The organism is Mucilaginibacter sp., from assembly GCF_036383575.1.
Classification (GTDB): domain Bacteria; phylum Bacteroidota; class Bacteroidia; order Sphingobacteriales; family Sphingobacteriaceae; genus Mucilaginibacter.
Genome location: NZ_DASVOB010000270.1, coordinates 1 through 8,162, shown reverse-complemented (window position 1 = coordinate 8,162; position 8,162 = coordinate 1). Strand labels below are relative to the sequence as shown.

Annotated in this window: 5 protein-coding genes; 3 read left to right on the top strand and 2 right to left on the bottom strand. The window is 43.4% G+C overall.

The window, feature by feature from the left end:
- Positions 1–453: 453 nt before the first annotated feature.
- On the top strand, positions 454–1,860 hold the full coding sequence (locus VF500_RS09595) for a methyltransferase RsmF C-terminal domain-like protein (RefSeq protein WP_330859465.1): 1,407 nt from the start codon (positions 454–456) through the stop codon (positions 1,858–1,860).
- 250 nt (positions 1,861–2,110) lie between these two features.
- Here VF500_RS09595 and VF500_RS09590 read toward each other — a convergent pair whose 3' ends face one another.
- Complete coding sequence (locus tag VF500_RS09590) at positions 2,111–2,794, bottom strand: porin family protein (RefSeq protein ID WP_330859464.1); 684 nt, start codon at positions 2,792–2,794, stop codon at positions 2,111–2,113.
- A gap of 197 nt (positions 2,795–2,991) precedes the next feature.
- On the opposite strand from VF500_RS09590, the gene VF500_RS09585 reads away from it, so the two are divergent.
- Positions 2,992–4,704, top strand: coding sequence for a glycoside hydrolase family 3 protein (locus tag VF500_RS09585; protein ID WP_330859463.1), 1,713 nt, complete (start codon positions 2,992–2,994; stop codon positions 4,702–4,704).
- 49 nt (positions 4,705–4,753) lie between these two features.
- Here VF500_RS09585 and VF500_RS09580 read toward each other — a convergent pair whose 3' ends face one another.
- Positions 4,754–5,320 (bottom strand): hypothetical protein, encoded by a 567-nt coding sequence (locus VF500_RS09580; protein WP_330859462.1) that lies wholly within the window; start codon positions 5,318–5,320, stop codon positions 4,754–4,756.
- A gap of 83 nt (positions 5,321–5,403) precedes the next feature.
- On the opposite strand from VF500_RS09580, the gene VF500_RS09575 reads away from it, so the two are divergent.
- Positions 5,404–8,162 (top strand): ATP-dependent DNA helicase (locus tag VF500_RS09575; protein ID WP_330859461.1); only part of this gene is annotated, 2,759 nt, incomplete at its 3' end.

Here is an 8,162-nt window from a genome sequence, read left to right as displayed (position 1 = left end):
CGGCATTTCCTTTTCTCTTTCTCTCTGCCCCTCAGCGCCTTTCAAACCTTTTCTAAGAACTTCCGCTCCTTTTCGAAGCGGCTGCAAAGGTGCGAATTTCTTTTCTCTTTCACAAAAGATTTTGAATCTTTTTTTTCTCCCTCTTTTCGCCCTTCTCTAACCCTTTAATGAACTATCACGCCTCCTCGTTTCCTCGTTTGCGGGCTGCAAAGGTGCGAATTTGATTTTGATTTAGCAAGTGAAAATTTCACTTTTTTAAATCTTTTTTCATTCGCTTTAAACCTTCAAAAAACAACGCCTTTTTTCTAAAGCGGTCACAAATGTACACAGAAAACTCGCATTCAACCAAGATATATTTTCAAATAATGAAACCTATTTTACAACTCACTGTAAATTAACCACAAACAGGTCGGATGCTATTACTATAATTAAGTAAAGACGGGCATTTACCTAATGCGTATATTTGAAATGTATATGAACGAGCTTAATTTCCCACCGCATTTCATTGCATCATTAAGTGCAGAAAACGGTTTCGACGAAGAAAATTTTGTAAAAGCACACCAGTTTGAGGATGCTCCAACCTCTATAAGGGTTAATCCTTTTAAGCCATCTGCCTTAAAAAGCATACAAAATATACCCTGGTGTACCAATGGCTATTACCTGGAAAGCCGTCCGTCGTTCACTTTTGATCCGCTTTTTCATGCCGGTTGCTATTATGTACAAGAAGCATCGTCCATGTTCATTGACCATATTTTTAAAACGATCCATCAAAATAACGAGGATGAGATAAAAGTACTTGACCTTTGCGCAGCGCCCGGAGGCAAAAGCACCCTCCTAAATTCGGCCCTGCAGCCTACTGATCTGTTGGTAGCAAACGAGATCATAAAAACCCGCGTACCTATATTAACAGATAATTTAAACCGGTGGGGCACGGCCAACACCATTGTTACCAATAATGACCCTAAAGATTTCGGAAGGTTGAAAAGCTTTTTCGACATCATACTCGTTGATGCGCCATGCTCGGGTTCTGGCATGTTCCGTAAAGACCCGGACGCGATGAACGAATGGTCGGAAGGGAATGTGAACCTTTGCCACCAGCGGCAGGAACGCATACTTGCCGATATTTATCCGGCCTTAAAAGAAGACGGCTACCTTATATATAGTACCTGTTCCTACTCGCACCAGGAAAACGAAGACATCGTGGACTGGCTGTGCAGTGAGTTTGAACTGGAAAGCGTACGTATACCTATCAATAAGGAATGGGGGATTGCTGAAACGCAGTCGGCGGAGAAAAAAGCCTGGGGTTACCGCTTTTACCCGGGTAAAGTAAAAGGCGAAGGCTTATTTGCCTCATGCCTGCGTAAAAAAGAAAACAGCGGCGATCTGGCGTCATTTAAAAACAACACCCAGCAAAAATTGCCGGGTAAAGAACTTGACCAGGTACGTTCATATATTAATAACCCCGATGACTTTTATTACTTTAAGGTAAATGAAGACTGGATGGCCATTAACCGCGCCCATAAAGAAAGCCTCAATATATTACAAAGGCAGCTTTATATTAAAAAATCGGGGGTAATTATTGGGAAACTTGCCGGTAAAGACCTGATCCCCGATCATGAACTGGCTCTAAGCCTTATTATTAATAAGAATGCAGTTTTGCAAACACCTCTTAATAAGGACCAAGCTATCCAATATCTGCGCCGGGATAATATAGAGTTAACCACAACCAATAAAGGCTGGACGCTGATGACCTTTGAAGGGCACCCGATTGGCTGGGCCAAGCTTTTGCCTAACCGCATCAATAATTATTATCCCAAAGAAATAAGGATCCTGTCAGCGCACCCTCCCCGGGAATGGTAGTATATATTATATATGTAAACCGTCTTTCGCGTTAGGGATGGAAGAGGAAAGCCCGGAGCGTGCGCCGGGTTTGTGTGCCGGCCAGGCGAGGACTTGGAACGTACAGCCCGGCCCGTTAACTAACGGGAACGCCATAATAAACATAAACTATAGCATTAGAATTAAAAATCACGTAAAGACACTAAGCCGCAAAGAGAAGATATTTCCAAACTTTGCGGCTTAGCACCTTTGCGTGAAAACAGTTATATAACTATTGAAATTTAAACCCTAAACCAACCTGCCAAACCTGGTTACGATAATTAGGCAGGTCCTGATCGGCATAAGGTCGGTTTTCGCCCAGGTCGAAATTGTAACGACCGCGGATCTCTACATTGCGGTTGATATCAAAGCTTACCCCCACAACACCGGCTACATAGCTATGGCCGGCATCATTGTCGATATGATCGATACTGGTGCCCAGGTTGCTTTCGTAAGTGTTTTTAGTTGATGTTAAAAAGGTAAGTTGCGGACCAACCAACAGGTTAAAACCCCGTACCACCCTAAACTTAGCCAGTAACGGCACATCGATATAATTGGTGCGCTGTGTAAATTTCCCCTGCCGATCATTTACTTCATATCCTTTTTGCGAAAACAATACTTCGGGAGCAAATGACAGCGGGTAAATAATAGGCAAATCAAATGTTAAACCTGCATGCCAGCCGGCAATTGAGCTTGAACTGTAGTTGCTGTTATAAGAATCAACCGTGTTTGAAACATTCAGGCCTACTGCCACGCCAACTTTTGGGGTGTAAAAATCATCATAACGGCGTTGAGGCTGCGACCTTTCAACAACCCGACGGGGCGGGCGGCGGTGACGCGGACCATAATAATATCCCTGCGCGCTAACTGAACCAACGGTAAAGAGGCATATCGCCAAAAAAAGTAATTTTTTCATCGTCTTTCTCTGTTTTAAATAAGTGGCGGGAAAAGCCTTGGCCAATTACTTTACCGGTTGCCTCGGACTTTTCCCTGTATGTATGTTAATAACGTGATAGATTAATAAAAAACGTAAAGGTTTATTAACGGTTTGATTTTTGTAATAGTTGTAACATCATTTTCATCAAAAATTCAGAATAACGCTACATTTGGCCTATGCAAGCTTCTAAAACCCGCATTTTTTATCCGTTAATTATCATCTTCACATTTTTTACTGCCGATGCTTTCGCTCAAAAAGAGAGCTATATCCAATTATTAGGCAAACAAAACCGCTGGGTTGACTCGGTTTACAATAAAATGAGCCGAAAGCAGCGGGTGGCGCAATTGTTATTTGTGCGGGCGCATACCAATAAGGGGAAAGCCTATGAAGATTCGGTCGGCCAGGTAATTAAGGAGCAGCAATTGGGTGGCGTGGTGTTTTTTCAGGGCGGCCCTGTGCGCCAGGCCAACCTTATTAATAAATACCAGAAACTGGCCAAAGTACCATTAATTATAACCATGGATGGCGAATGGGGATTAGGCATGCGCCTCGACTCTACCATATCATATCCGTACCAAATGACGCTTGGTGCCATACAGGATAACACCCTGATCTACAAAATGGGTCAGCAGGTGGCCTATGACTTTAAGCGACTGGGGATGCAGATGAACCTTGGGCCGGATATGGATGTGAATAACAATCCCAACAACCCGGTTATCAACTATCGCTCTTTTGGCGATAATATGTACAACGTGGCAAAAAAAGGCATCGCTTATTTTAAGGGGATGCAGGATGCCGGTCTCCTTACTTCGGCCAAGCATTTTCCGGGGCATGGCGATACCAATGTCGATTCACATTTTGATTTACCATTGCTACCCTATAGCCGTGCGAGGTTGGATTCATTAGAGATGTACCCTTTTCGCGAAGCTATCAATGCGGGAATTAGTGGTGTAATGATCGCGCACATGGGTATCCCATCGTTAGATAACACGCCAAAACTCCCCTCTACCCTTTCGCGCCCTATCATAACCCGTATTTTAAAGGACTCGCTGAAGTTTAAAGGCCTGGTGATATCGGATGCGATGGAAATGAAAGGCGTAACCAAATATTTCCCTAACGGCGAAGCTGATGTAAGGGCATTTATTGCAGGCAACGACATTATTGAATTATCTGAAAACTCCGACCGGGCTATCGGCCTGATCCGTAGAGCCTTGAGGCATGGCAGTGTAAGTGCGGCCGAATTTGAGGCCCGAATCAAGAAGATCTTAACCGCCAAATACTGGGTAGGGCTTAATCAATATATGCCAACATCACCGGTTAACTTAAGCCAGGATATTAACAGCGATGCAGCAAAAGCATTAGTTCAGCAACTAAGCGATGCAGCGGTAACACAGTTAAAAAACAATGGACCAAAGCTTAATCCTTTTTTAAAAACGGCTATTGTAAGTATAGGTGTAAGCTCGCCAACACTTTTCCAGATGGAGGTTGTGAAAAACTTTCCAAACAGCCGCATATTTATAGTTAATAAAGATGCCCCAGCCCTTGAAGTTACCAATATCCTGAACTGGCTTAAGCAATATCAGCAAATTATTGTGGGCATACATGATACCCGTCTACGCCCGCAAAGCAAACTTGATTATAGCAGTGATGTAAAATTGATGATCGCCGATCTGGCTTCGCGCAAAAATACGGCGTTCAGTGTGTTTGCCAATGCTTATACTATAGCAGGATTACCGGGCCTTGAAAAAGCAGGCAACTTAGTGGTTTGCTACCAGATGTCGCCCGAGTTGCAACAGTCGGCAGCGAAAGTGCTTAGCGGGAGGTTAAGGCCTACGGGGAAGCTACCGGTAAGTGTGAGTGCGTTTTTTACTACCGGGATGGGGTTATAGTTAGGGATTAGGTGCGCCGAGGTTACAATATTTTAACAGGTCAACACTGTTATTTAAATTGGCTTTCTGTTAATACCTTTTTATTTTTCATAACGCTAAGCAGGTGTTGAGCCTCTGGCTCATAAAGATCTTCTCCAAAGCAAAAGTTGCGCATGCCATAGTCAAATGCGATAGTTCCCGTTTCCTTATTTCTGTAATAAAATATGAACCAATGTTTCCGGTCGGATTCTGAATCCACTTCCCTGATCCGAAACTCCCTGCACTCGTTAAGGTCATAAACTTTTTCACGGGTAAACAGATCGTTTTTCCGGCTAATGCTGAAAGTCCCCATACCAATTTCAACGATCTCTTCACCCCAAAACAGCCAGATAATCGTTTTTAAAGTCATAATTCCGCCAAGAGCCCAGCCGCTTATCCAAAATATCATAAAACCACGACCAAAATCGCTTGAGGGATGCAAAAGTTCATCAATAGCAGACGATCCGATATATCCCCATACAGCCAGCGAAAAACATATATATACTAAAAAGAGATAATTACGTTTTGCAGGAATAGTAATTTTGAGATAATCGAAATTATCCTCAACTATTACCCTGCCCTGATAAGGTTTTTCCATGATCTGATAATACGGGCATAAATATCAGATTTAATATGATGGCTGCAAATGCGCCGTAACCTTTTTTATCTTTACTAAATATTATGCAACCTACATTCAATAAATATAACAATAAGTTTAAAGAGGCGCTGGCGGGTTTAAACCCCGAGCAGCTTGCTGCAGTTAATAAAATGGATGGCCCGGTGCTTGTTGTGGCCGGCCCCGGTACGGGTAAAACCCAGATCCTGGCTGCCCGCATAGGCAAGATACTGACCGATACCGATGCCTTACCAAGCGAGATCCTTTGCCTTACCTATACCGACGCCGGCGCGGTGGCCATGCGCAAACGCCTTTTTGAATTTATCGGCCCCGATGCTTACCGCATTAATATATATACGTTTCATGCCTTTTGTAATGAGATCATCCAGGAAAACCTGGAGTATTTCGGAAAGCTGAACCTCGAGTCATTATCTGACCTGGAATCGGCCATGCTTTTTCGTGAGCTGGTTGACGAGTTTCCGAACGACCACCTGCTGAAGCGCTTTACCGGTGATATTTATTATGATGTGCCCCGCCTCAAAAGTCTGTTCAGTACCATGAAACGAGAGAACTGGGATGCCGCTATGATTGAACAGGCGGTAAATGAATATTTGGAAGATCTGCCCAACCGCGAGGAATTTATTTATAAACGGGCCAACGCCAAAGCGGGCATCAAGGTTGGCGATCCTAAGCAAAAAGACATCGACGCTGCACATGAGGTGATGAAAAAGCTATTAGCTGCCGTTGCTGAGTTTGAAAACTACAAGCTTAAAATGGATGCCAAAAAGCGCTATGATTATGACGATATGATCATTTGGGTACTGCGCGCTTTTCGGGATAATGAAGAAATACTTCGTAAATACCAGGAACGCTTTCAATATATTCTGGTTGATGAGTTCCAGGATACCAGCGGATCGCAAAATGAATTGCTTCGCTTTTTGCTTAACTACTGGGATACGCCAAACGTTTTCGTGGTGGGTGATGATGATCAGTCGATCTTTAAATTTCAGGGTGCCAACATGAAAAACATCCTTGATTTTGCCAACGATTATGTAGATACATTATATACTGTAGTACTGAAACATAATTATCGCTCCAACCAGCAGATCCTTGATATTTCAAAAGCCCTCATCGATAATAATTTTGAGCGATTGACCAGTCAGCTTAATTTAGATAAAGCTTTAAAATCTTCGCACCCGCGTTTTAATAATCTACTGGTTCAGCCGGTGATCCGTGAATATGAAAACCCGGATAAAGAGCTGGTTGATGTATCCCTCCAAATAAAACAATTGGTGGCCGATGGTGTGCCTCCGGGCGAGATAGCCGTGATTTACCGTAACCATAGCCAGGTTGAAGAAATGATCAAATTTCTGGATGTGCAAAAGATCCAGGTAAACACCAAGCGCAAAATTGATGTGCTTACCCAGCCCTTTGGCGAAAAGATCATCAATATACTGCGTTATCTTGCCATGGAGCTTGACTCACCTTACAGCGGCGATGAACTGTTATTCGAGATCATGCATTATGATTTCTTTAACATCCCCCCTATCGAAATTGCCAAAGCAAGTGTGGCGGTGTTTAAGGAAAACTTTGGCACTTTAGCATATAATCAGCCTAAAACCTCTATCCGTCGTTATGTAAGCGAAATGAGGCCCCCCAAGCAGGCTGATCTTTTTCAGCCCGACCAACAACAGGAGATGCGGTACCTTGTAAGCAATATTGATTACCTGCTTAAAGAGGCCGTAAGTGTTACGCTGCAGCAGCTTTTCCAAAGCGTTATTGCCAAAATGGGCATCCTGAAATATATTATGCAGCAGCAGGATAAAGGCAGCTACATGCAGATGCTCACCAGCTTTTTTGATTTTCTGAAAGATGAAAGCCGCAAAAAGCCCGACATCAGCCTGGATGACCTGATCTCGACCATTGAGATGATGAAGAAACACGTGATCAGGCTGGAGCTTAATCAAACTATTTTTTCAGAGAATGGCATTAACTTCCTTACAGCGCATGGCTCTAAAGGGCTTGAATTTGAATATGTATTTTTCATCGGCTGCGATAAACGCACCTGGGACAGTAAAGGCCGTAACAGCGGCTTCAGTTACCCGGATACACTGACAAGGGCATCATCCGACGAGATCGCTCAAAAGGAAGAAGCTCGCCGTCTGTTTTATGTGGCCGTTACCCGGGCCAAACAGTATCTTATGATCTCGTACTCTGCTAAAGATAAAAAGGATAAAGACCAGGAAGCAAGCCAATTTATAGGAGAGATATTAGCCAGCACCAATATGCAGGTGCAATACCCTAAAGTGGACGCTATAGATATGATTGATTTCCAGGCAACACAATTCAGCGAAACTGATAAACCCAAGGTTGAGCTGCTGGATAAAAACTACATTAACCAGCTGCTGCAAAACTATACACTATCGGTAACCCACCTGAGCAGTTATCTGGATTGCCCGCTGCGTTTTTATTTTCAATGTTTGATCAGGGTGCCATCGGGTAAAAGTCCGGCGGCTACTTTTGGGCAGGCTGTGCATTGGGCACTCAACAAAACATACCGGCAGCTTAAGGATAACGACAATGAGTTTTTGACCACCGAAAACTTTATGCGTGAATTTAAGTGGTACATGGCCCGCAACCGCGATTCGTTCACTAAGGATGAATTTAAGCTACGCTCGGCTTATGGCGAAAAGATCCTGCCGCCATATTATGAGCAAAACGTACCGCATTGGAATAAAATAGCGGTAACCGAGCGCTCGATAAAAAACATTGAAGGATCTGGTGTACCTATTAAAGGTAACCTCGATAAGATAGAATTTGACGG

Bases quoted from the DNA above. Each gene is read 5' to 3' on its own strand.
- VF500_RS09590 (WP_330859464.1), bottom strand. From the start codon at position 2,794: ATGAAAAAATTACTTTTTTTGGCGATATGCCTCTTTACCGTTGGTTCA.
- VF500_RS09585 (WP_330859463.1), top strand. From the start codon at position 2,992: ATGCAAGCTTCTAAAACCCGCATTTTTTATCCGTTAATTATCATCTTC.
- VF500_RS09580 (WP_330859462.1), bottom strand. From the start codon at position 5,320: ATGGAAAAACCTTATCAGGGCAGGGTAATAGTTGAGGATAATTTCGAT.
- VF500_RS09595 (WP_330859465.1), top strand. From the start codon at position 454: ATGCGTATATTTGAAATGTATATGAACGAGCTTAATTTCCCACCGCAT.